Annotated in this window: 21 protein-coding genes and 1 pseudogene; 19 read left to right on the top strand and 3 right to left on the bottom strand. The window is 68.2% G+C overall.

Annotation, left to right across the window (positions count from 1 at the left end; all coding sequences use genetic code 11):
• Nucleotides 1–15 precede the first annotated feature (15 nt).
• From ACG00Y_RS27500 to ACG00Y_RS27475, 6 genes and pseudogenes are all read left to right on the top strand, one after another.
• A complete protein-coding gene (locus tag ACG00Y_RS27500) occupies nt 16–2,544 on the top strand; it encodes an ABC transporter permease (RefSeq protein WP_394484617.1) in 2,529 nt (842 codons plus the stop codon).
• A complete protein-coding gene (locus tag ACG00Y_RS27495) occupies nt 2,541–3,575 on the top strand; it encodes a lipocalin-like domain-containing protein (RefSeq protein ID WP_394484615.1) in 1,035 nt (344 codons plus the stop codon). The genes ACG00Y_RS27500 and ACG00Y_RS27495 overlap by 4 nt, the downstream gene beginning before the upstream one ends.
• Before the next feature lie 173 nt (nt 3,576–3,748).
• Nucleotides 3,749–5,551 carry an ABC transporter transmembrane domain-containing protein gene (locus ACG00Y_RS27490; protein ID WP_394484613.1) on the top strand — a complete coding sequence of 601 codons (1,803 nt, stop codon included), beginning with the start codon at nt 3,749–3,751 and terminating at the stop codon, nt 5,549–5,551.
• A 30-nt stretch (nt 5,552–5,581) separates the two neighbouring features.
• Nucleotides 5,582–5,848, top strand: coding sequence for a type II toxin-antitoxin system ParD family antitoxin (locus ACG00Y_RS27485; protein WP_394484611.1), 267 nt, complete (start codon nt 5,582–5,584; stop codon nt 5,846–5,848).
• Nucleotides 5,849–5,889: 41 nt separating this feature from the next.
• A pseudogene (locus ACG00Y_RS27480) lies at nt 5,890–6,255 on the top strand (lactonase family protein); the annotation flags it as partial.
• Between the two features lie 50 nt (nt 6,256–6,305).
• A complete protein-coding gene (locus tag ACG00Y_RS27475) occupies nt 6,306–6,584 on the top strand; it encodes a lactonase family protein (protein WP_394484609.1) in 279 nt (92 codons plus the stop codon).
• A 150-nt stretch (nt 6,585–6,734) separates the two neighbouring features.
• Here the strand turns inward: ACG00Y_RS27475 and ACG00Y_RS27470 are convergent, their stop codons facing one another.
• Nucleotides 6,735–8,357: a P-loop ATPase, Sll1717 family gene (locus ACG00Y_RS27470; protein WP_394484607.1), complete on the bottom strand. Its 1,623-nt coding sequence runs from the start codon at nt 8,355–8,357 to the stop codon at nt 6,735–6,737.
• Nucleotides 8,358–8,736: 379 nt separating this feature from the next.
• On the opposite strand from ACG00Y_RS27470, the gene ACG00Y_RS27465 reads away from it, so the two are divergent.
• The 10 genes from ACG00Y_RS27465 (at nt 8,737) to ACG00Y_RS27420 (ending at nt 19,046) form a co-directional block, all read left to right on the top strand.
• Nucleotides 8,737–9,054: a helix-turn-helix domain-containing protein gene (locus ACG00Y_RS27465; RefSeq protein ID WP_394484605.1), complete on the top strand. Its 318-nt coding sequence runs from the start codon at nt 8,737–8,739 to the stop codon at nt 9,052–9,054.
• A 43-nt stretch (nt 9,055–9,097) separates the two neighbouring features.
• Nucleotides 9,098–10,459: an alkaline phosphatase PhoX gene (locus ACG00Y_RS27460; RefSeq protein WP_394484603.1), complete on the top strand. Its 1,362-nt coding sequence runs from the start codon at nt 9,098–9,100 to the stop codon at nt 10,457–10,459.
• Nucleotides 10,460–10,768: 309 nt separating this feature from the next.
• Nucleotides 10,769–11,983, top strand: coding sequence for an efflux RND transporter periplasmic adaptor subunit (locus ACG00Y_RS27455; RefSeq protein WP_394484600.1), 1,215 nt, complete (start codon nt 10,769–10,771; stop codon nt 11,981–11,983).
• 16 nt (nt 11,984–11,999) lie between these two features.
• On the top strand, nt 12,000–15,143 hold the full coding sequence (locus ACG00Y_RS27450; RefSeq protein ID WP_394484598.1) for an efflux RND transporter permease subunit: 3,144 nt from the start codon (nt 12,000–12,002) through the stop codon (nt 15,141–15,143).
• Between the two features lies 1 nt (nt 15,144).
• Nucleotides 15,145–16,539: an efflux transporter outer membrane subunit gene (locus tag ACG00Y_RS27445; protein ID WP_394484595.1), complete on the top strand. Its 1,395-nt coding sequence runs from the start codon at nt 15,145–15,147 to the stop codon at nt 16,537–16,539.
• On the top strand, nt 16,536–17,144 hold the full coding sequence (locus tag ACG00Y_RS27440) for a TetR/AcrR family transcriptional regulator (protein ID WP_394484593.1): 609 nt from the start codon (nt 16,536–16,538) through the stop codon (nt 17,142–17,144). The genes ACG00Y_RS27445 and ACG00Y_RS27440 overlap by 4 nt, the downstream gene beginning before the upstream one ends.
• Nucleotides 17,145–17,192: 48 nt before the next feature.
• The gene (locus ACG00Y_RS27435; RefSeq protein WP_394484591.1) at nt 17,193–17,444 is read left to right on the top strand and encodes a type II toxin-antitoxin system CcdA family antitoxin; all 252 of its coding nucleotides are present in this window, start codon (nt 17,193–17,195) and stop codon (nt 17,442–17,444) included.
• The gene (locus ACG00Y_RS27430) at nt 17,444–17,758 is read left to right on the top strand and encodes a CcdB family protein (RefSeq protein WP_394484588.1); all 315 of its coding nucleotides are present in this window, start codon (nt 17,444–17,446) and stop codon (nt 17,756–17,758) included. Before ACG00Y_RS27435 ends, ACG00Y_RS27430 begins: the two co-directional genes overlap by 1 nt.
• Complete coding sequence (locus ACG00Y_RS27425) at nt 17,758–18,558, top strand: thymidylate synthase (protein ID WP_394484586.1); 801 nt, start codon at nt 17,758–17,760, stop codon at nt 18,556–18,558. The genes ACG00Y_RS27430 and ACG00Y_RS27425 overlap by 1 nt, the downstream gene beginning before the upstream one ends.
• Nucleotides 18,555–19,046: a dihydrofolate reductase gene (locus ACG00Y_RS27420; RefSeq protein ID WP_394484584.1), complete on the top strand. Its 492-nt coding sequence runs from the start codon at nt 18,555–18,557 to the stop codon at nt 19,044–19,046. The genes ACG00Y_RS27425 and ACG00Y_RS27420 overlap by 4 nt, the downstream gene beginning before the upstream one ends.
• Here the strand turns inward: ACG00Y_RS27420 and ACG00Y_RS27415 are convergent.
• A complete protein-coding gene (locus ACG00Y_RS27415; protein WP_394484583.1) occupies nt 19,043–19,768 on the bottom strand; it encodes an alpha/beta fold hydrolase in 726 nt (241 codons plus the stop codon). The genes ACG00Y_RS27420 and ACG00Y_RS27415 overlap by 4 nt on opposite strands.
• A gap of 180 nt (nt 19,769–19,948) precedes the next feature.
• On the opposite strand from ACG00Y_RS27415, the gene ACG00Y_RS27410 reads away from it, so the two are divergent.
• On the top strand, nt 19,949–20,167 hold the full coding sequence (locus ACG00Y_RS27410) for a YgaP family membrane protein (protein ID WP_394484581.1): 219 nt from the start codon (nt 19,949–19,951) through the stop codon (nt 20,165–20,167).
• Between the two features lie 7 nt (nt 20,168–20,174).
• Here the strand turns inward: ACG00Y_RS27410 and ACG00Y_RS27405 are convergent, their stop codons facing one another.
• Complete coding sequence (locus ACG00Y_RS27405; RefSeq protein WP_394484579.1) at nt 20,175–20,702, bottom strand: c-type cytochrome; 528 nt, start codon at nt 20,700–20,702, stop codon at nt 20,175–20,177.
• Nucleotides 20,703–20,837: 135 nt separating this feature from the next.
• Between ACG00Y_RS27405 and gmk the strand changes: the two genes are divergently transcribed.
• Nucleotides 20,838–21,458, top strand: coding sequence for a guanylate kinase (gmk, locus tag ACG00Y_RS27400; protein ID WP_394484576.1), 621 nt, complete (start codon nt 20,838–20,840; stop codon nt 21,456–21,458).
• A 23-nt stretch (nt 21,459–21,481) separates the two neighbouring features.
• Nucleotides 21,482–21,685: a DNA-directed RNA polymerase subunit omega gene (gene rpoZ, locus ACG00Y_RS27395; RefSeq protein ID WP_056264690.1), complete on the top strand. Its 204-nt coding sequence runs from the start codon at nt 21,482–21,484 to the stop codon at nt 21,683–21,685.
• The last annotated feature ends 75 nt before the right edge of the window (nt 21,686–21,760 follow it).

Raw genomic sequence — 21,760 nt, 5'->3', positions numbered from 1 at the left:
CATCTCTGGCGCCATTTGAGCTGGCCAGCCTGGCGCGACCAGCCGGGCCGCATCATGCTGGCCGTCGTCGCCGTCATGCTGGGCGTGGCGCTGGCCTTCGGCGTGCACCTGCTCAATGGCGCGGCGCTGACCGAGTTCGCGCGCGCCGCCCGCAGCGTCAACGGCCAGCCCGACCTGGTGCTGCGCGCCCGCACCGGCGCGCTGGCGGACGGCGACCTGGCCGAGTTGCTGAAGCGCCCCGAGGTCGCCGCTGCCAACCCCGTGCTCGAAGCCGTGGCGCTTTGGCCCGGCCAGGCGGGGCCGGGCGGGATGGGCCTGTCCATCCGCCTGATCGGCCTGGACGCGCTGGCGCTGCTGGCCTCGGCCGCCAACGGCCAGCCGCTGGCGCCGGAGCTGATGCCGCAGGTCGACGGCGGCACCGAGGCGCTGCTGGGCGCCCGCACCGTGCACCTGAACGCCGCCGCGCGCGCCCGCCTGCCGGCCGGCGCCACCATGCTGACGCTGCGTCTGCCCACGCCGGGCGGCGGCGCGCCGCGCGATGTGGTGCTGACCATCGGCGGCCGCGTCGCCGCCGGCAGCGCGCCGCTGGGCGTGCTGGACATCGCCGACGCGCAGGCGCTGTTCGGCCGCCTGGGCATGCTGGACCGCATCGACCTGCAGCTCACGCCCGGCACGGAAGACACCGCCTGGGCCGCCACGCTGCCGTCGCGCTGGCGGGCCGCGCCGCCGGCCGATGAAGGCGAGCGCCTGTCCGACCTGACGCGGGCCTACCGCGTCAACCTGGGCCTGCTGGCGCTGATGGCGCTGTTCACCGGCGGCTTCCTCGTCTACGCGGTGCTGTCGCTGGCCACCGCGCAGCGGCTGCCGCACTGGGCGCTGGTGGGCGTGCTGGGCGTGTCGGCGCGCATGCGCTGGCGCTTGATCCTGGCCGAGGGGCTGGTCATCGGCATCGTCGGCACGGGGCTGGGCCTGGCGCTGGGCGTGGGCCTGGCGGCAGGCGCGCTGAAGCTGCTGGGCAGCGACCTGGGGCTGCACGGTGGCGGCGGCTCGTCGACCGAGCTGCTGCTGCGCCAGCCGCTGCTGCTGCCGGCGCTGGTCTACGGTGGCCTGGGCCTGGCCGCCGCGCTGCTGGCCGCGTGGGCACCGGCGTTGACGGTGCGCCGCATCGCGCCGGCCCTGGTGCTGAAGGGCCTGGGCCTACCGGCCGGGCGCGTGCTGCCCGCCTGGGCGGGCCTGGCGCTGTTGGCGCTGGGCACGGCGCTGGCTTGGCTGCCGCCGCTGTGGCAGGGCACGCCGGTGGCGGCCTATGCGTCCATGCTGTGCCTGCTGCTGGGCGGGCTGGCGCTGGTGCCGGCGCTGGTGCGCGCGCTCGGTGCGCTGCTGGGCCGGCTGCCGGCCACGGCGCTGCTGATGCTGGCGCGCGAACGCAGTCGTGACCAGGCGGCGGAAGCGCGGCGGTCCCTGGCCGGCGTGCTGGTCGCGCTGGCGCTGGCCGTGGCGATGACGGTGATGATCGGCAGCTTCCGCGACTCGCTGGAGCGCTGGCTGGACCATGCCTTGCCGGCCGACCTCTACGCCCGCAGCGCACTGCGCAGTGGCGACGGCCTGGCCGCACCGCTGCCGCCGGCGCTAGTCGAGCGCCTGCGGCAGCTGCCCGAGTTCGCCCGCACGGCGCCACAGCGGTCGGCCCGGCTGCGGCTGGCGCCGGGTGGCGATGCGGTCGCGCTGACGGCACGCGAGATGGGCACCGGCAACCTGCCGCTGCTGGAGCGCTGGAGCGGCGCGACCGAGGCCGATGCGGTGGCCGTCTGGGTCAACGAAGCCGCGCGCGACCGCGACGGGCTGGTGCCGGGCAAGGTCTTCGACGCCGAGCTGATCGACGCCGGCCGCCCCGTGCGCCTGCAGGTGCTGGGCGTGTGGCGCGACTACTCGCGGCAGAGCGCGGCGCTGTGGATGGCGCTGCCGGACTACCGCCGTGTCAGCGGCGACACGGCCACCTCCGAGCTGGCGCTGTGGCTGGCGCCCGGCCAACCGCTGAACGAGGCGCGTGCCGCCATCCGCCGGCTGGCCGGCGACGACATCGAGACCGCCGCCGCCGGTGAGCTGCGCGCGCTGTCGCTGCAGATCTTCGACCGCAGCTTTGCCATCACGCTGTGGCTGCAGGCCGTGGCGCTGGCGGTCGGTCTGTTCGGCGTCATCGCCAGCCAGTCGGCCCAGGCGCTGGCGCGGCGGCGCGAGTTCGGGCTGCTGCGCCACCTGGGCCTGTCGCGGCGCATGCTGATGCGGTTATTGCTGATCGAGGCCAGCCTGACCGGCGGCGCCGGCGCGCTGGCCGGGCTGGGGCTGGGGCTGGGGTTGAGCCTGGTGCTTGTCTACGTCGTCAACCCGCAGAGCTTCCACTGGAGCATGGAGCTGAGCCTGCCGGTGGCGCGGCTGGCGGTGCTGGTGGGCCTGGCCTTCGCGGCGGCCGTGGGCGCGTCGCTGCTGGCCGGGCGGCGCGCGCTGGGGGCCGACGCGGTGCGGGCGGTGAAGGACGACGCATGAAACGCCGAACGCTGTTGCTGGCCGCACTGCCCTTGCCGGCGCAAGCCGCCCTGAACTTTCCGCACGACTTCGGCGCCCACCCGGCGACGCGCATCGAGTGGTGGTACCTGACCGGCCTGCTCGGCGACCGCGACGGCAGCCCGCCGCGCTTCGGCTACCAGCTGACCTTCTTCCGCGTGCCCGGTCCGGCGGCGGCCGGCCACCCCAGCGCGCTGGCGGCGCGGCAGCTGCTGCTGGGGCATGTGGCGCTGTCGGACCTGGCCGCGCGCCGCATGATCAAGGCCCAGCGACTGCTGCGCGGGCTGCCAGGCGTGGTGGAGGCCCGCGTGGGCGACTGCGACGTGCGGCTGCGCGACTGGACGCTCAAGCGCGAGGGCGACGGCTACCGCGCGGCCTTCACCGGCCCGGGCTTCACCATGGAGCTGGAGCTGGCCACGCCCGACGCGCCGCTGCTGCAGGGCGACGCCGGCATCTCGCGCAAGGGGCCGCTGCCGGCGCAGTTCAGCCGCTACTACTCGCGCCCGCAGCTGCTGACACAGGCCGCGCTGAGGCTGGACGGCCGTCGCCACAGCCTGGCCGGCCGCGCCTGGCTGGACCATGAGTGGAGCGACAGCGTGCTGGGCAGCGCGGTGGGCTGGGACTGGTTGGGCATCAACCTGCACGACGGCCGGGCGCTCACCCTCTTCCAGTTGCGCCGCAAGGACGGCACGCGCGACTGGGCCGGCGGCAGCCTGCGCACGCCGGGCCAGCCCGACCGCAGCTTTGCGCCCGACGAGGTCGACATGACGCCGACGCGGCAGTGGACCAGCCCCGCCACCGGCACACGCTGGCCGGTCGAGTGGCGGCTGCAGAGCCCGGCCGGCGAGCTGCGGCTGCTGGCCGCCTTCGATGCGCAGGAGATCGACGCGCGCGGCAGCAGCGGCCTCGTCTATTGGGAGGGCGCGGCCCGGCTGCTGAACGGCGCCGGGCAGGAGATCGGCTGGGGCTATCTGGAGCTGACCGGGTACGCCGGTCGCCCGCCGCTGCTCTAATCCGCGCCCCATGGCCTCGAATCCGCACCGACAACCCACAGGCCCCACGTTCGGCTGGGCAGCGCGGTGCTCGGCACCGTGTTCCGCCGGGACAGCGTCTGGCACGGCGCGCCTGACTTCCCGGGCGACCGCGGCGCGCGCTGGCGCACCCATGTGAAGCAAAACTTGACCCCATGAGTTCCACGACCGACCGACCCGCCTCCAAGAACGCCCGCTCCCTGAGCGGCCTCGCGCCCTTTCTGCGCCCCTACCGGGGCCGCATCGCGCTCGCGCTGGTGCTGCTGGTGTGCGCCGCGCTGGCCACGCTGGCCTTTCCCATCGCGCTGCGCGGCCTGATCGACGCCGGCTTCGGTGCCGACAACGCGGGCGAGCGGCTGGTGGCGCTGCGCGAGCACTTCCTCGCCATGTTCGCCGTGGGCGCCGCGCTGGGCCTGTTCTCGGCCTCGCGCTTCTACATGGTCAGCTGGCTGGGTGAGCGCGTGACCGCCGACCTGCGCAACGCCGTCTACAGCCATGTGCTGCGCCAGAGCCCCGAGTTCTTCGAGACCACGCAGACCGGCGAGGTGCTGAGCCGCATCACGACGGACACGACGGTCGTGCAGACGGTGGTGGGCTCCAGCCTGTCCATGGGCCTGCGCAACACGGTCATGGGCATCGGCGCGCTGATCATGCTGGTCGTCACCAACCCCTACGTCATGGGCCAGGTGCTGGGCCTGCTGGTGCTCATCGTGGCACCGGCTCTGTACTTTGGCCGGCGTGTGCGCAAGCTGTCGCGCGCCAGCCAGGACCGCGTGGCCGACACCTCGGCCATTGCCGGCGAGGTGCTGAACGCCGTGACCGTGGTGCAGAGCTACACGCAGGAAGGGGCCGAGGCGCAGCGCTTCTCCGCCGCCAGCGAGGCCGCCTTCGACGTGGCCCGCAAGCGCACCCGCATCCGCAGCTTCATGGTGGCCTTCATCATCACGGCCGTGTTCGGCGCCATGCTGTGGGGCTTGTATCAAGGCACGCAGGCCGTCATCGCCGGCAAGATCACGGCGGGGCATCTGGGGCAGACGGTGGTGTATGTGACGCTGCTGGTCAGCTCCGTCGCGGTGCTGGCCGAGGTGTGGGGCGATGTGTTGCGCGCTGCGGGTGCGACCGAGCGCCTCATCGAGCTGATGGAAGCCCGCTCGCCGGTGGCCGACCCGGTCGCGCCGCAGGCGCTGGCGGTGGTTCAAGGCGGCAGCCGCGTGGAGTTCGACAACATCCGCTTCAACTACCCGTCGCGCCCCTTGAGCGCCGCGCTGGATGGTGTGCAGCTCACCATTGAGCCCGGCGAAACCGTCGCACTCGTCGGCCCCAGCGGCGCCGGCAAGACGACGATGTTCCAGCTGCTGCTGCGCTTCTACGACCCGCAGGCCGGCGCCATCCGACTCAACGGCGTGCCCACGCAGCAGCTCAGCCTGGCCGACCTGCGCGCCAACATCGGCCTGGTGCCGCAGGACAGCGTCATCTTCTCGACCACGGCGCTGGAGAACATCCGCTACGGCCGCCCCAGCGCGAGCGACGACGAGGTCATCGCTGCGGCCAAGGCCGCTTTCGCCGACGACTTCATCCGCGCGCTGCCCGAGGGCTACGCCAGCTTCCTGGGCGAGCGTGGCGTGCGCCTGTCCGGCGGCCAGCGCCAGCGCATCAGCATCGCCCGCGCCATGCTGAAGAACCCGCCGCTGCTGCTGCTGGATGAGGCGACGAGCGCGCTGGACGCCGAGAGCGAACGCGTTGTTCAAGCGGCGTTGGAAGCGGCCATGAAGCACCGCACGACGCTGGTCATCGCGCACCGGCTGGCGACCATCCAGAAGGCGGACCGCATCGTCGTGCTGGATGCGGGGCGCATCGTCGACATCGGGCGGCATGACGAGCTGGTGGCGCGGGGTGGGCTGTATGCGAAGTTGGCGGCGATGCAGTTTGGGTTGGTGGCTGACGAGGCGGCTGCTTAAAGTTCCACCCTTCACAGGGGGGGGCAAGTCATGGGCATCAACGTGAACCTAACGCCTCAGCTTGAGGATCTCATCCGCGCGCAGGTGGCCTCGGGCAGGTACGCGTCGGCCAGCGAGGTCGTGGGCGTGGCCCTTCGGCTGCTGGACGAGCGGGACCGGGTTCAGCAGCTAGGGCTTGATGACTTGCGCCGCGACGTTCGCGCCGGCCTGGACAGTGGCGCGAGCGAGGCCTGGAACGCTGGAGCCTTGAAGACGAATTCGCGCAGCCGCCGATCGATGCGGTCCATGGTTGAGTAGACAGGCCGCAGTCGCCGCCTTCGCCTGCAGCCGAAGGCAGCCTGGGTCCTGCGGCGCACACGGTTCAGCAGGAGGGCGCCAGCGTCAACCCGCAGCGCCAGAGGGCACCTAACCCGCACGGCATCTACTCCGGCCCGACCCAGACCTGCGCCTACGTGCCAGACCCGGGGCTGAACAAGGTGGTGACCTTTGGGTTGGACGCGGCCAACGGCCTGCTCTCGCCCAACATGCCCGCATTCGCCAACACCGAACCCGGCGGCGGCCAGCGCCACATGGCCTTCCACCCGAACGGCCGCTATGCCTATGTGGACCTGGAACTCAGGTCCCGCGTGGCCGCCTACGGCGCGGACGCGGTCACGGGTGCGCTGAAAGGCATTCAGGTGCTGTCCACCCTGCCAGTCGGCGCCTCGACCGAAGGCAACAGCACGGCCGACACGCTGGTGCAGCCGAATGGGCGGTGTCTCGGTACGTGTCCAACCGGGGGCACGACAGCATCGCGGTGTTCGCGATTGACGCGAAGGCTGGGTCACTGCGGTTTGTCGAGTCGACCAGCATCGGCGGGCGCACGCCGCGCAGTTTTGGGCTTGTGCCGGGCGGGCAGTTTCTGGTGGCGGCGAATCAGAACAGCGGGAATGTCACGGCGTTTCGTGTGGACGCCGAGCGCGGGACGCTGGTGCGCGTTGGCGGCGCGGTGGCCGTTGATCGCCCTTGGTACGTGCGGTTCATGCGGCGCTAAGCGCGCGAGGCGGAGAGGCAAACCGGATCGATGTGCCCGGGGTTCAATCCAGAGACCCCGAGCTTTTATCTTCTTGCTACACGCTGGTGCTTGGGAAAGCTCGCGTGGCGACTTGAGCAACCCGGATTGGGCTCATTTCAAGCACAGGGGTCAGACAGCCCCGCGAGGTGGCAGTTGGATATCAAGAGCTCGCCAAAGCATCTTGTGCACATAGATAGTAGAGGAACTCTTGTACTGCCCTTCAGTAATGCCGCGGTCATCGTTGTGAGCCCAACTTGTCTTGTCCGTAGCTTGCGGTTTAATGCCCACTACAGATGCCGTGTAGATGATTTTGACAATTTGAATGAGGCAATTACTTAAAGTCCTGTTATTAATCAAATACTCGGATATAGCTCGCTTGGCAAAATCATCTTCCACCATCTCGTTGAACGATTCACTCATGAACCTTTGAACATCTTCATCCGACAATTCGGAGTATTTAAAGCTAGAAGCGCGCCCTCTCAAAAGCTGGACACAACAAGACAAATTTGGGAATTCAGTACGCCATTCATCGAATAATGATCTCAGACGCCCTTCCGAGTATTTTTTCTCAGCATCTTGAACCGCGGAAGGCGTTATATATTCCTTTCCTTCGCACAACTCAATACAGCAATTAACAAACGAAATTACGTCCCTAGGCCGAAGCAGCGATCGATCAACGACGTAGTCGATTGCACTCTCTTTTCGAACATCACCACGAAACACATCATTAAAAGCAATAGATTTGGTGGTGTATTGCTCCCGCACCAGCCGATTAAGTCGCATTTCGAGCAACTGCATTAGCTGATGCTTCTTCCACCTGACTCTCAAGAACAGAGTTTCATACTTTTCCTCTTGAAAGCCTGCGTCCCTTGTTGCATCAAACACCCTTCTCAACAAGTCCTCTCGCATAGAGATAACGATCTTAACCGCCCGGATTCTCTGAAATGCCCGCACAGTTTCAATTAGCGCCCGGATAAGTTTGTATCGAATCCTCTCATCCACCCAAGACTCATCAAGCCTATCAATCACTATATGGTGGCGATTCATTGGATCGATGAAAATCACCTCCGCAAGAAGGCTTACCACCTCAGTCAGCTCACGAACTTGATTTGAGTTAACGATGGACTGCGCCTTGTGAACTATTTCCGCCTTGACCTCCTCTGACAAAGCCCGCGCCGCCTGAGCATTTAAAGACGCACCAAATATTTTCGCATCAACCGCAGCGGAAAGCTTTTCTTCAAGTCGAGTTGTAAATTCCTTAATTCTAATTTCGGTATCTTGCCAAAATCGATCCCCCCATTGCTCCAAATACTTAACAGCCCGTTCCTTCGCCGGGTCCCTCGAAAAAACGTCTTTCAAAAAGTCCCAATGCGAGCGGGGCTCTTTCTCTGTAATTCGATACCTCTTCTTAAGCAATTCAACGACAAAAACATGCTTCCAAAGCAGCTGATAGAACAAGTCCAGCTTTACACCCGCAGCCTCAAAAAATTGAATTACATCTGAGTTGGCCACATAGTTTAAAGACAACTCTTCTGCGCGCACGTCGATTACATTTGACGAGCGAGTCTTCAGTTGCTCAAGCAGCGCGCTTTTACCTGCACCAACCCGTCCAACAACTATCCTTTTTGGATCTTCGCAATCTAGTAGAACATCCACATCACCAGTATCAAAAAAGCAATCGGCCAAAAACTTTGCGTCTGACTCAGCGTCCATAGCACCGATCGAGCCATTCCGCTTAAATACGTATTTCATACTTTCCCCCTGTACTTTTGCGGGAGCAGTTTGTCTTAACAACAGCCGTCTAGCATCGCCATCAACCCTTAATTGACTTCTTAGGATACCGAGTTACTCGGATCATTCGCGCGGTCTTGTGGCTTCGCCAGTGTTGATTGCAGCGGACTATGAACGGGCGCGAGCGAAGTCGGGTTCACGGGGAAGTCGGCGTTAGTTCCAATTCTGAGCTCCTACAGGTCACGGCGCTTTTCATTGCTGTGCACGGCTCGAGGCCGTCGGCGTCAGTCAGGTAGCCCGCGCCTCGGCGAGAGTGCCGCCATCCCGCCGACGCCCCGAAAATGCGGGCATCCCGTACATTCACCGCTCATGCGCTCGGTGACTGGAACCCCGACCTGACATGGCCAAAAAACTCAATATCGATGCAGTGGCGCGAGCGATCGAAGCCGACGCCGGCGACGCGCTGCCCGATCTGCGCCAGGCACTCAAGGAAGCCCAGGCCGGCGAAGGGCGCGTCACCACGCCGGAGCAGATGCTGGTGCGGCAGGCACGGGAAAAGTCGGGGCTGACACAGGCCGCCTTTGCCGAGCGCATCGACACGCCGGTGGCGACGCTGCGGGATTGGGAGCAAGGCCGTTTTTCGCCGCCCGGCGCGGTGGCCTGCCTGATGCGCTTGATCGTCAATCACCCGGAGCTGGCTGAAGAATTGACCGCATGAGCGGGCAGCAGACTGCGGGCGCCCCACGGTGATACTGCCCCCCATGCAACGCCGCCCCCTCCTCCAAGCCCTCGCGCTGAGCCCCCTGGCCAGCGCCTTCACCACCAGCGCCCAGACGCGCCAGCAAGGCCGCCCGGCCGCCGGCTACGGCCCGCTGCGGCCGGTAGCCGACCAGGCCACGGGCCTGCCGCTGCTGATGCTGCCCGAGGGCTTCAGCTACCGTAGCTTTGGCTGGGCCGGTGAGGCCTTGGCCAATGGCGGCGTGGTGCCGGGCGCGGCCGATGGCATGGGCATCGTCAAGACCGCAGGCGAGGTCTTCACGCTGGTGCGCAACCACGAACTCATGGGCGTGGGCGGCGGCTTCGGGCCGGCGGCCAGCCAGTACGACGCGGGTTGCGATGGCGGCACGGTGACGCTGCGCTACGACCGTGCGGCGGGCAAGCTGCTGGAGATGCGCGGCTCGCTGTCGGGCACGCTGGTGAACTGCGCCGGCGGCACCACGCCCTGGGGCAGCTGGCTGTCGTGCGAGGAGATCGTCACGCCGGCCGGGCACACGGGGCAGCTGCGCGGCCAGCCCTTCCGGCTGGAAAAGCCGCATGGCTTTGTGTTCGAGGTGCCGGCCGATGGTGTGTCCAAGGCGCAGGCGCTGACGGCACTGGGCCAGTTCAGGCACGAGGCCGCGCTGGTGGACGCTGACGGCACGGTCTACCTGACCGAGGACGCCCGGCCGGCAGGCTTCTACCGGCTGCTGCCGGCCAGGAAGGGTGACCTGGCGGCGGGCGGGCGCCTGCAGATGCTGAGCGCGCGCGGCGCCTCCGACCTGCGCACCGGCCTGAAGGCGGGCCAGCAGTTCGACGTCTCCTGGGTGGACATCGATCGCCCCGCCGATGGCGTGGGCGACAACGGCAACAACGGCGTGCTGCTGCAGGGCCGCGCCCGGGGCGGCAGCCTGTTCACGCGGCTGGAGGGCCTGGATGCAGGGCGCGACGAAATCTTCTTCACCAGCACGGACGGCGGCGATGCGAAGGCGGGCCAGGTTTGGCGCTTCGTGCCCAGCCAGCAGCGGCTGGAGCTGTTCCTGGAGTCGCCGGCGGCCAGCGTGTTCGACTACCCCGACAACCTCTGCCTGCATCCGCGCCAAGGCCTGATCGTGGTGTGCGAGGACAGCAAGCAGCCGGTACAGCGCCTCTATGGGCTGAAGCGCGAGGCTGGGCTGGAGGGCTTGTTCGAGCTGGCGCGCAACAACGTGCAGCTGGCCGGCGGCGAGCTGCAGGCGCAGCCAGTCCTGAAGGGTGATTTCCGCGGCGCCGAGTGGGCCGGCACCTGCTTCAGCGCCGACGGCAAGACCTTGTTCGCCAACGTGTACCGGCCCGGCTTCACGGTGGCGATCAGCGGGCCTTTCTAGGACAGCCCGGCGCGATCCAGGCTGCCCGGCAGCCGGAGTTGTCGCGCAAATCGCTTTCGCGACAGATCCGGTGGCGCGATTGACGCGATTCGGGGCTGGCCGGGCTTCGTGCTCACCGATCGCGCAACTTTTCACGAAACACGCTGAATGACCCTTCATTTCTGAATGGTCATTCACTTTTTGCTTGCCATCGCCTGCTCGAAAACTAGAATGAACGCTCATTCAGTACATGTGACCGGCTGACAGCCACGCGGCAACCCGAGGGAAGCGCGTGGCGAACAGCCCGTCCGACCAACGAGGTTCGCCCAAATGCCCAAGCCTTCTTTTTCCCGCTCATCGCTCGGCATGCCGGCGTTCACGGTGCTGACGCTGGTCGTCGCCGTCATCGCCGCATGCACGCTGAGCGCCTGCAGCCAGGCCGAGTCCCAGGCCGGCGCCAACGCAGGCGCCCCGCCCGCCACCAAGGTCGGCATCGTCACGCTGCAGCCCCAGCGCGTGGAACTCACCGCCGAGCTGGCCGGCCGCACCGTGGCCTACCAGAACGCCGAGGTGCGCCCGCAGGTGACCGGCATCGTCAAGACCCGCGCCTTCACCGAAGGCAGCGATGTGAAGGCCGGCCAGCTGCTGTATCAGATCGACCCCGCCAGCTACGAGGCCGCGCTGGACTCTGCCCGCGCCTCGCTCGCCAAGGCCGAGGCCAATGCGACGACGGCCAGGCTCAAGGCCGGCCGCTATGACGAGCTGGCCGGCATCGACGCCGTCAGCAAGCAGCTGCGCGACGACACGCAGGCCGCGCTGAAGCAGGCGCAGGCCGACGTGGCCGCCGCCACCGCCGCCGTGCGCGCCGCGCAGATCGACCTGGACCGCACCCGCGTGGCCGCGCCCATCGCCGGCCGCATCGGCCGCTCGGCGGTCACGCCCGGCGCGCTGGTGACGGCCAACCAGGCCGGCGCGATGGCGACGCTGCAGCAGCTGGACCCGATCTATGTGGACGTGACGCAGACCAGCGCCGAGCTGCTGCGCCTGCAACGCGACCTGGCCGAAGGCCGGCTGCAGCGCGACGCCGCCGGCCAGGCGCGCGTGAAGCTGGTGCTGGAAGACGGCACGACCTACGCGCAGGAAGGCAAGCTGCAGTTCAGCGAGCTGCAGGTGGACCCGGCCAGCGGCAGCGTGACGCTGCGCGCGCAGTTCCCCAACCCGAAGCGGCAGCTGCTGCCGGGCATGTACGTGCGCGCCCAGGTGCAGAGCGGCGTGCAGGCCGAGGCGCTGCTGGCGCCGCAGGCGGCCGTCTCGCGCGATGCCAAGGGCAACGCGACGGCCATGGTGGTCGACAAGGACGGCCGCGCCGAGGCGCGCCAGCTCCAGACCGGGCCGGTCATCAACGGCCAGTGGCTGGTGACGTCGGGCCTGAAGGCGGGCGACCACCTCATCGTCGACGGCCTGCAGCGCCTGCGCCCGGGGGCGCCGGTGCAGGCTGCTGCGCCCACCGCTGCCATCGCTGCGTCGGCCACGGCCGCACGCTGAACGGGAGCCCCACACCATGTCCCGCTTCTTCATCGACCGCCCCATCTTTGCGTGGGTGCTGGCCATCGTCGTCATGCTGGCCGGCGCACTGTCCATCAACACGCTGCCGGTCTCGCAATACCCCAGCATCGCGCCGCCGCAGGTCTCCATCAACGCCAGCTACCCCGGCGCTTCCGCCAAGACGCTGGAAGACACCGTCACCCAGGTCATCGAGCAGAAGCTCAAGGGCATCGACGGCCTGACCTACATGTCGTCCACGTCGGACTCGCAGGGCAACGCCAGCATCACGCTGACGTTTGAATCCGGCACCGATCCCGACACCGCGCAGGTGCAGGTGCAGAACAAGCTGGCCTCCGCCACGTCGCTGCTGCCACAGGAAGTGCAGCGCCAGGGCGTGCAGGTGGTCAAGTCCACGATCAACTTCCTGATGGTGGTGGGCTTCGTGTCCGAGGACGGCAAGCAGTCTGCGGTCGACCTGTCGGACTACGTCTCCACCAACGTGTTGGACAGCCTGAGCCGCATCGAAGGCGTGGGCGAGGCGCAGCTGTTCGGCGCGCAGTACGCGATGCGCATCTGGCTCAACCCCAACCAGCTCAACCAGCACGGCCTGACCCCGGCCGACGTGACCGCCGCCATCCAGGCGCAGAACGCACAGGTCTCCGCCGGCCAGCTGGGCGCAGCGCCCGCCAATGTGGGCCAGCAGCTCAACGCCACCGTCACGGCCCAGAGCCGCCTGCAGACGCCCGAGCAGTTCCGCAACATCGTGCTGCGCACCAGCGCCGACGGCGCGACCGTGCACCTGCGCGACGTGGCCCGCGTGGAGCTGGGCGCGGAGAGCTACGCCACCGTGTCGCGCTACAACGGCAAGCCCGCTGCGGGCGTGGCCGTCAAGCTGGCCACGGGCGCCAACGCACTCTCCACGGCCAAGGCGGTCAAGGCCGAACTCACGCGCATGGAGCCCTACATGCCCGCCGGCGTGAAGGCCGTCATCCCCTACGACAGCACGCCCTTTGTCGAGGTGTCCATCAAGGAGGTGGTGTGGACGCTGATCGAGGCGGTCGTGCTGGTCTTCCTGGTGATGTACCTGTTCCTGCAGAACTTCCGCGCCACGCTGATCCCGACGATTGCCGTGCCGGTCGTGCTGCTGGGCACCTTCGGCGTCATGGCTGCGGCGGGCTTCTCCATCAACACGTTGACGATGTTCGGCCTGGTGCTGGCCATCGGCCTGCTGGTGGACGACGCCATAGTCGTGGTGGAGAACGTCGAGCGCGTGATGACCGAGGAGGGCTTGTCGCCCGTGGAGGCCACGCGCAAGTCCATGGGCCAGATCACCGGCGCGCTGGTGGGCATCGCACTGGTGCTGTCGGCGGTGTTCGTGCCGATGGCCTTCTTCGGCGGGTCCACGGGCGTCATCTACCGCCAGTTCTCCATCACCATCGTGTCGGCCATGGTGCTGTCGGTGTTCGTCGCGCTGGTGCTGACGCCGGCGCTGTGCGCCACGCTGCTCAAGCCCGGCCACGGTGCCGCCACGACCGGCTTCTTCGGTGCCTTCAACCGGCGCTTTGACAGCGCCGCCAACGGCTACCAGGGCGTCGTCGCCCGCATGATTCGCCGCTGGGGCCGCCACCTGGTGGTGTACGGCGCGCTGGTGCTCGGCATGGCCTGGCTGTTCCTGCGCCTGCCCACCTCCTTCCTGCCGGAAGAAGACCAGGGCATCCTGTTCTCGCAGGTGCAACTGCCCGCCGGCGCCACGCAGGCGCGCACGCTGGACGTGGTGCAGCGCGTGGAAAACCACTTCCTGCAGAACGAGAAGGACAACGTCGACTCGGTCTTCGCCGTCACCGGCTTCAGCTTCGCCGGCCGCGGCGAGAACATGGCCATCGGCTTCGTGAAGCTGAAGGACTGGAGCCTGCGCAAGGCCGCCGCGCAAAAGGTGCAGGCCATCGCCGGCCGCGCGATGGGCAGCTTCATGCAGTACCGCGACGCTTCGGTGTTCGCCTTCGCGCCGCCGGCCGTGCTGGAGCTGGGCAATGCCAGCGGCTTCGACATCTACCTGCAGGACCAGGGCGGCGTGGGCCGCGAGGCGCTGGTGGCCGCGCGCAACCAGTTCCTGGGCATGGCCGCGCAAGACCCGACCCTGGTGGCCGTGCGCCCGAACGGGCTGGCCGACGCGCCGCAGCTGCGCCTGGACGTGGACACGGCCAAGGCCGGCGCGTTGGGCCTGTCGGTCGCCGACATCAACAGCCTGCTGTCCACCGCCTGGGGCGGCGCCTACGTCAACGATTTCATCGACCGCGGCCGCGTGAAGAAGGTCTACCTGCAGTCCGACGCCGCCTACCGCATGCAGCCCGAGGACTTGAACAACTGGCGCGTGCGCAGCGCGTCCGGCCAGATGGTGCCGTTCTCGGCCTTCGGCACGGCGAGCTGGGAGCTGGGTTCGCCCCGCCTGGAGCGCTACAACGGCCTGCCCGCGCTGGAAGTGCTGGGGCAGCCCGCACCGGGCAAGAGCTCGGGCGCGGCGATGAAGTCGGTGGAGGCCATCGCGGCCCAGCTGCCGCCCGGCGTGGGCGTGAGCTGGACCGGCATGTCCTACCAGGAGCGCCTGACCGGCGACCAGGCGCCCATGCTGTACGCGATCTCGCTGCTGGTGGTGTTCCTGTGCCTGGCCGCGCTGTACGAGAGCTGGAGCATCCCGTTCTCGGTGATGCTGGTGGTGCCGCTGGGCGTCATCGGCGCGCTGCTGGCCGCCACGATGCGCGGGCTGTCCAACGACGTGTACTTCCAGGTCGGCCTGCTGACCACCATCGGCCTGTCGGCGAAGAACGCGATCCTGATCGTCGAGTTCGCCAAGGCCGAGATGGAAGCCGGCAAGGACGCCATCACCGCCACGCTGGACGCCGTGCGCCAACGGCTGCGGCCCATCCTGATGACGTCGCTGGCGTTCGCCCTGGGCGTGCTGCCGCTGGCCATCGCCACCGGCGCCGGCTCGGGCAGCCAGAACGCCATCGGCACCGGCGTGCTGGGCGGCATGCTGAGCGCGACCGTGCTGGGCATCTTCTTCGTGCCGGTGTTCTTCATTGCCGTGCAGCGCTGGTTCCCAACGAAGACTTCCCCGGCGCCCGCCCCCGTGGCGGCGCCCCAAGCCCTGGAGGGCGTGTGACATGACCAAGTTCCTGACCATCCTCGCCGCGAGCCTGGCGCTCGCCGGCTGCGCCAGCATGGCGCCCACCTACGAGCGCCCCGCCGCGCCGGTGGCGCCGCAGTGGCCCGTGCCGCAAGCCGGCACCGCTGAAGCCAAGGCCGCCGACCTCGGCTGGCGCGAGTTCTTCACCGACCTGCGGCTGCAGTCGCTGATCGAACAGGCCCTGGCCAACAACCGCGACCTGCGTGTGGCGGTGCTGAACGTCGAACGCGCCCAGGCGCAGTACGGCGTGCAGCGGGCCGACCGTCTGCCAACGGTGAACGCCGGTGCGGGCCAGACCGCGACGCGCGCCCCCGGCGGCACCATCACGCGCCAGTACACGGCCACGTTAGGCGTCAGCGCCTACGAGCTGGACCTGTTCGGCCGCGTCAAGAGCCTGAACGACGCCGCGCTGCAGCAGTACCTCGCGACCGACGACGCCCGCCGCAGCGCGCAAATCAGCCTCATCGCCCAGGTAGCAGGCAGCTACCTGACACTGGCCGCCGACCAGGAGCGCCTGCGTCTGGCCGAGCAGACGCTGCTGGCGCGGCAGGACGGGCTGCGGCTGACGCAGCGGCTGCAGGGCGCCGGTGTCGCGTCGACGCTGGACCTGCGCCAGGCCGAGATCGCGGCCGAGCAGGCGCAGACCGACCTCGCCAGCCTGACCGCCCAGGTCGCGCAGGACCGCAATGCGCTGGCGCTGCTGGTGGGCCAGCCGGTGGGCGCCGAGCAATTGCCTGTCACCGGCACAAGCGCGCCGGTGACGCGACAGGCCGAGTTGTCCGCCGGCCTGCCCAGCGACGTGCTGCTGACCCGCCCCGACGTGCAGCAGGCCGAGCGCACGCTGCAGGCCGCCAACGCCAGCATCGGCGCGGCACGCGCGGCGTTCTTCCCGCGCATCAGCCTCACGGCCAGCGCCGGCACGGCCAGCAACGAGCTGGACGGGCTGTTCCGCTCGGGCTCGGGCCTGTGGACCTTCATGCCGCAGGTGTCGCTGCCGATCTTCGATGCCGGCCGCAACAGCGCCAACCTGAAGATCGCCCAGGTGGACCGGGATATCGCCGTGGCGCAGTACGAGAAGAGCATCCAGAGCGCCTTCCGCGACGTGGCCGATGCGCTCGCACAGCGCGCCACGATCGGCCAGCAGGTCGCGTCGCAGCAGCGGCTGGTGGCGCAGACGCAGGACGCGCTGCGCCTGGCAGAGGCGCGCTTCCGCCAGGGCGTGGACGACCGCCTCGCCACGCTGGATGCACAGCGCACGCTGTACGCCGCCGAACAGGGGCTCATCAACGCGCGGCTGGCGCAGCAGGTCAACCGGGTGACGCTGTACAAGGCCCTGGGTGGCGGCCAAGCCGGCACACAATCTGCGTCGTGACTGTCTCCACCCATCCCTCCGACCGGGCCCTCGCCCGCCGCCAGCAGGTGCTGGACGCCGCGGCCGAGTGCTTCCGCCGCCGCGGCTTCCATGCCGCCAGCATGGCCGAGATCGCCAAGACGGCGGGCATGAGCCCGGGCCACATCTACAACCTGTTCGAGAACAAGGACGACATCATTGCGGCCATCGTCGAGCGGGACTGCGAGGAGGTGCTGGGCCGGATTGCGGAGTTTCAGCAAGCCGGCGACCTGCTGGAGCAGATGCTGGCCGGCACCGAAGAGGCCATCGACGAGCACAGCCAGGTGGCAAAAGCGGCGCTGCAGCTGGAAGTGCTGGCCGAGGCCAGCCGCAACGCCCGGCTGGCGGCCGTGGTGCATCAGAGCCAGGCGCAGGTGAACCGCAAGGCGCAGGAGTTGATTCGCCAGAGCCTGGGCGAGCAGGCCGACCAGCTGCCGCCGGAGGAAATCCAGGGCCGTGCGCTGCTGCTGGGCGCGTTGTTCAACGGGCTGACCGTGCTGAGCGTGCGCGACCCCGCCATGGGGCAGCAGGTGCCCGCCATGGCGCCCGTCATGCGCCGCGTGCTGCAGGTGCTGCTGGCGCCCTGAGCGCCAAGCACGCGCATAATCCATGCGCATCATTCCTGGAGCGTATTCATGCCGAAGATCGCCGACGCCCCCAAACGGCCAGCCAATCTGAGCCTGAATAGCAAGGTGCTGGACATGGCCAAGGAGCTTGGCATGAACGTCTCCGCGACAGTCGACGCCTTGCTGGCCGTTGAAGTCGAGAAGCGCTACTGGGAGCGCTGGAACGAAGACAACCGCCAGGCCATCGTGGACTACAACGCCCGCATCGAACGTGAGGGCCTGACCTTGGCCCGGTACCGCACCTTTGCGCGGGAAGATTGATGGCTCGCTTCGACGTCTACGCCAATCCGGTGGCTCGCGAACGGCGCACGACGCCGTTCTTTCTGGACGTACAGAACGACTTCCTTGGCAGTTTGGCCACCCGGGTGATGATTCCTCTGCGCCGTGAGACGGAATTCGGCACCCTGGCCAATCGGCTGAATCCGCTGGTCCAGGTCGACGACGAAGCGCTGGTGCTCGACACCGCCGGCATCGGCGCCGTGCCGCTGAATCTGCTCAAACGCCCTGTGGTGAACCTCCGCGCCCAGCGAGACGAAATCACCACCGCCCTCGACACCTTGTTCGGCGCCTACTGATGCCCTCCTCCCAATACGAAGACTTCATGCGCCATGTGTTCGAGCACGGCGTGCAGAAAAGCGACCGCACCGGCACCGGCACGCGCAGCGTGTTCGGCCACCAGATGCGCTTCGACCTGGCGGCCGGCTTCCCGCTGGTGACGACGAAGAAGGTGCACCTGAAGTCCATCGTGCTGGAGCTGCTGTGGTTCCTGCGCGGCGACAGTAACGTGAAGTGGCTGCAGGAGCGCGGCGTGACGATCTGGAACGAGTGGGCGCGGGAGGACGGCGACCTGGGGCCTGTCTATGGCGTGCAGTGGCGCAACTGGCCCACGCCCGGCGGCGGCCACATCGACCAGATTGCCGACGTCGTCAAGACACTCAAGACCAACCCCGACAGCCGCCGCATCATCGTCAGCGCCTGGAACGTGGCCGACCTGCCGCAGATGGCGCTGATGCCGTGCCACGCGTTCTTCCAGTTCTACGTCGCTGATGGAAAACTGAGCTGCCAGCTGTATCAGCGCAGCGCCGACATCTTCCTCGGCGTCCCGTTCAACATCGCCTCCTACGCGCTGCTGACGATGATGCTGGCCCAGCAGTGCGACCTCGAACTGGGCGACTTCATCTGGACCGGCGGCGACTGCCACATCTACGACAACCACGTGGAGCAGGTGCAGACCCAGCTCGCCCGCGAGCCCCGCGCCTATCCGACCATGACGATCAAGCGCCGGCCGGCGTCGATCTTCGACTACGAGTACGAGGACTTCGAGCTGACCGGCTACGACCCGCACCCGGCAATCAAGGCGCCGGTGGCCGTATGAGCCTCATCACGTTGGTGGCTGCCGTTGCCAGGGACGGCGCCATCGGCCGCGACAACGCGCTGCTGTGGCACATCCCCGAGGACATGGCGCGCTTCAAGGCGGTCACCGCCGGCAAGCCGGTCGTCATGGGCCGCAAGACCTGGGACTCGCTGCCGGCGAAGTTCCGCCCGCTGCCGGGCCGGCGCAACCTTGTCGTCAGCCGCAGCGCGACCGAGTTGCCCGGTGCCGAGGTGTTCAGCACACTGGACGCCGCGCTGGCCGCCTGCAGCGAGCCCGAGGTCTGTGTCATCGGCGGCAGCGAGATCTACGCGCTGGCCCTGCCGCTGGCGAGCAAGCTCGCGCTGACCGAAGTGGACGCCGCCTTCCCCGACGCTGATCGCCATTTCCCCGACTGGCCACGCACGCAATTCACCGAAGCCGCCCGCGAGCCGCACACCAACGCGAACGGGCTGCGCTTCGAGTTCGTCGACTACCTGCGTCGCGGTTAAACGCGTCCGTCGACCTTCGCCAGCCAGCGCTGGAACGGCGCCACGACAGCCGCCGGCTGCTCCAGCGTGGTCAGGTGGCCGGCGTCGGGCACCAGCACCAGTTCCACGTCGCCCGGCAGCAGCCCCGCCATCTCCTGGGCGCGCTCGGGCGGCGTGACCTTGTCTTCACGGCCACAGACCACCAGCGCCGGGCCGCGCAGCTTGGCCAGCACATCGCGCCGGTCATGCCGGTCCATCGCCGCTTTCTGCTGGCGAATGAAGCCGGCCTCGCCCACGCTGCGCGCCATGCCTTCCAGCAGGCGCCGCAGGCCCGGGTCATCGGCATGCGCCGGGTGGAACAGCTTTTCCGGGAACGGCGCGATCGCGTCGGCAAAGCTGCTGCCGCCGGACACCAGGCCATCGATGACGCGCTGCCGGTTCTGCCGGGCCTCGGCGCTGTCGGCTTGCGCGCTGGTGTCGATCAAGGCCAGGCCGACGACGCGCTCCGGCGCCTGGCGGCACAGTTCCAGCGCGACATAGCCGCCCAGCGAGAAGCCGGCGACCGCAAAGGGCCCGTCGGGCATGTTGGAGATGGCGGCGGCAGCGAGCTCCGCCATGTTGTCGGCGACATGCGTCTGGCCAATGACCACCAGGCGTTCATGCGACAGCGCATGCAGGACCGGGTCCCACATGCGCGCATCGGTCATCAGCCCGGGCAGGAGCAGCAGTGGAGTGAGAGCCATGGCATTCCATCAAATGAGTGAGCTGGCCACGCTATCCGGGGATTGCCGCCGGCGGTGTCGGACAAGCGCTGCTTTGCATGACACGGCGGCCGTGCGCCACTGGCGCCGGGTCTTGATCTCCATCAAGGGCACAGCGCAGGGCCGCTCCGATGATGTCTTCACCGCTTCCAGGAGAACACCATGCTTCAGAACGTTGGCCTCATCGACCGCACCGCGCGCGTACTCCTCGGCCTGGGCTTGGTCACCGCTGCCTGGCTGGGCGCCGTGGGCGGCTGGGGCTGGATAGGCCTGCTGCCACTGCTGACCGGGCTGCTCGGCAGTTGCCCCGCCTACCTGCCGTTCGGCTTCAGCAGTTGCGCCATGAAGGACGCGGCGGACGAACAGCGCCCGCCGCCATGAGGGCCTGCTAACGCGCCGGCCGACCGGGGCCCTGCGTGCCGTCGGCGCGCGCCGCCAGGTAGGCATAGAGGTCGACGATGTGGGCCGTCACGGTAGGGTCGCCCTGCCAGGCCGGCATCACCAGCGCGGCATCCTTCCCCTGCAAGACCTTCTCGGCCGTGCTGCTTGGGGCCGTGCCTTGCGGGCTGGACTCCGCCGCGGCGAGTATCCAGTCGTAGCGCCGCAGCACCAGGCCGATGAACTGGTGCGAGCCCATCTCCCGCAGCCTCGGCAGCAGGTCCGGGCCGGTCGCCCCACCCGTTGCCATCGTGCCGTGGCAGCTGGCGCACTTCTGCTGGAACACGCGCCAGCCGATGTAGACATCACCCTCCGGCAAGGCCTGCTGCGCCAGCTGCCGCGCCGGCCGGGTGTTCTCCACCTCCACCGCACAGCCTGCGGCCATGGCCGCCAGTGCGACGGCGGCCAGTGCCGTGACACGGTGGCGCCGCCCCTTGGCGCTCAAGGTCGGTCTGGGGGCGTTGCGTTGCGCAGTCATGGCGATCCTCGCTTCGTGCCCATGCGGGCACCGGCCCATGCTAGGCGCAGGCCACGGCGCCAGGTTGCGCTGGATCAAGCCTGCGGCGCAGCAGGGTCACAGGCTAAAGTCTGGCCCCGCAATCAAACGCCCAACATGGAATACCCCGGCAATCTCTTCGTCGTCGCCGCGCCCAGCGGCGCGGGCAAGTCCAGCCTCGTCAAGGCGCTGCTGGAGGTCGATGCCCGCCTCGCCGTGTCGATCTCCCACACCTCGCGCGCGCCGCGCGGCCAGGAGCAGCACGGCCGCGAATACTGGTTCATCACGCCGGATGAGTTCCGCACGATGGCCGACCGCGGCGACTTCTTCGAATGGGCCGAGGTGCACGGCAACCTCTACGGCACCTCGCGTGCCGGCATCGAGGCGCGGCTGCAGCATGGCGAGGACGTGGTGCTGGAGATCGACTTCCAGGGCGCGCTGCAGATCAAGCAGCTCTTCCCCTATGCCGTGCTGATCTTCATCCTGCCGCCAAGCTGGGACGAACTGCGGCTGCGCCTGAACCGCCGCGGCGACACCGAGCCCGAGGTCATCGCCAAGCGCATGAACAACGCGCGCATCGAGGTGGCACAGGCGCAGAACTTCGATTTCGTCGTCGTCAATGCGGTGTTCGACACGGCCGTTTTCGACCTCAAGGCCATCGTCCACGCGCAGCGGCTAAAATACGCGGCTCAGCGGCGCAACCGCTCGGCCGTCTTTCAGGCGCTCGACCTGCCCTGATCCGCTTATCTCCAAGGAACACCATGGCCCGCATCACCGTCGAAGACTGCCTGACCAAGATCCCGAACCGCTTCCAGCTGGTGCTGGCCGCCACCTACCGCGCGCGCATGCTGAGCCAGGGCCACAGCGCCCGCATCGAGAGCAAGAACAAGCCCGGCGTGACCGCGCTGCGCGAAATCGCCGCTGGCGAAGTCGGCATCGAGATGCTGCGCAAGGTGCCGGTCTAACTCGGCCTTTGCTGAACATGAAACGGGCGTCCTTGGACGCCCGTTGTCCTTTGCGCTTCGGGTAGATTCAGCCTC

This window comes from Pelomonas parva (assembly GCF_043555835.1).
Lineage (GTDB): Bacteria > Pseudomonadota > Gammaproteobacteria > Burkholderiales > Burkholderiaceae_C > Pelomonas > Pelomonas parva.
Note: the sequence above shows the minus strand (reverse complement) of the source record. Positions and strands in the feature narration are given on the sequence as shown.

Coding starts and splice junctions, on each gene's coding strand:
- ACG00Y_RS27425 (WP_394484586.1), top strand. CDS start 17,758: ATGCCCTCCTCCCAATACGAAGACTTCATGCGCCATGTGTTCGAGCAC.
- ACG00Y_RS27485 (WP_394484611.1), top strand. CDS start 5,582: ATGGGCATCAACGTGAACCTAACGCCTCAGCTTGAGGATCTCATCCGC.
- ACG00Y_RS27415 (WP_394484583.1), bottom strand. CDS start 19,768: ATGGCTCTCACTCCACTGCTGCTCCTGCCCGGGCTGATGACCGATGCG.
- ACG00Y_RS27450 (WP_394484598.1), top strand. CDS start 12,000: ATGTCCCGCTTCTTCATCGACCGCCCCATCTTTGCGTGGGTGCTGGCC.
- ACG00Y_RS27470 (WP_394484607.1), bottom strand. CDS start 8,357: ATGAAATACGTATTTAAGCGGAATGGCTCGATCGGTGCTATGGACGCT.
- ACG00Y_RS27490 (WP_394484613.1), top strand. CDS start 3,749: ATGAGTTCCACGACCGACCGACCCGCCTCCAAGAACGCCCGCTCCCTG.
- ACG00Y_RS27460 (WP_394484603.1), top strand. CDS start 9,098: ATGCAACGCCGCCCCCTCCTCCAAGCCCTCGCGCTGAGCCCCCTGGCC.
- ACG00Y_RS27435 (WP_394484591.1), top strand. CDS start 17,193: ATGCCGAAGATCGCCGACGCCCCCAAACGGCCAGCCAATCTGAGCCTG.
- ACG00Y_RS27495 (WP_394484615.1), top strand. CDS start 2,541: ATGAAACGCCGAACGCTGTTGCTGGCCGCACTGCCCTTGCCGGCGCAA.
- ACG00Y_RS27430 (WP_394484588.1), top strand. CDS start 17,444: ATGGCTCGCTTCGACGTCTACGCCAATCCGGTGGCTCGCGAACGGCGC.
- gmk (WP_394484576.1), top strand. CDS start 20,838: ATGGAATACCCCGGCAATCTCTTCGTCGTCGCCGCGCCCAGCGGCGCG.
- ACG00Y_RS27420 (WP_394484584.1), top strand. CDS start 18,555: ATGAGCCTCATCACGTTGGTGGCTGCCGTTGCCAGGGACGGCGCCATC.
- ACG00Y_RS27455 (WP_394484600.1), top strand. CDS start 10,769: ATGCCCAAGCCTTCTTTTTCCCGCTCATCGCTCGGCATGCCGGCGTTC.
- ACG00Y_RS27405 (WP_394484579.1), bottom strand. CDS start 20,702: ATGACTGCGCAACGCAACGCCCCCAGACCGACCTTGAGCGCCAAGGGG.
- rpoZ (WP_056264690.1), top strand. CDS start 21,482: ATGGCCCGCATCACCGTCGAAGACTGCCTGACCAAGATCCCGAACCGC.
- ACG00Y_RS27410 (WP_394484581.1), top strand. CDS start 19,949: ATGCTTCAGAACGTTGGCCTCATCGACCGCACCGCGCGCGTACTCCTC.
- ACG00Y_RS27445 (WP_394484595.1), top strand. CDS start 15,145: ATGACCAAGTTCCTGACCATCCTCGCCGCGAGCCTGGCGCTCGCCGGC.
- ACG00Y_RS27465 (WP_394484605.1), top strand. CDS start 8,737: ATGGCCAAAAAACTCAATATCGATGCAGTGGCGCGAGCGATCGAAGCC.